The sequence below is a fragment of the Pauljensenia sp. UMB3104 genome (genome assembly GCF_030217285.1).
In the GTDB taxonomy this organism is placed as follows: domain Bacteria; phylum Actinomycetota; class Actinomycetes; order Actinomycetales; family Actinomycetaceae; genus Pauljensenia.
The window spans coordinates 1-272 of sequence record NZ_JASONN010000305.1 but is presented as its reverse complement, the minus strand read 5'-3'; the positions used below and the strand labels follow the sequence as shown (position 1 = coordinate 272).

Annotated in this window: 1 protein-coding gene; it reads right to left on the bottom strand. The window is 66.5% G+C overall.

What is annotated here, in order from left to right:
* The coding region (locus QP415_RS11815; RefSeq protein ID WP_285100209.1) for a PLP-dependent transferase at nt 1-272 on the bottom strand (272 nt) is incomplete at both ends.

The following is a 272-nucleotide window of genomic DNA, read 5'->3' as shown; positions in this document are numbered from 1 at the left end:
CAGGATGAACGCACCGCCGACCACGTCGGAGTGGCCGCCCACGTACTTGGTCGTGTAGTGCACGACGACGTCCGCGCCCAGCTCGAGGGGACGCTGCAGGACCGGCGTCGCAAAAGTGTTGTCCACGATCAGCAGGCCGCCGACCTCGTGCGTGAGGGACGCAATCGCAGCGATATCCGTGACCAGCAGGAACGGGTTCGAGGGCGTCTCCACCAACACGATCTGCGGGCGCGACCCACGAATCACCCGCTCGGCCTCGGCCAGGTCGGTAA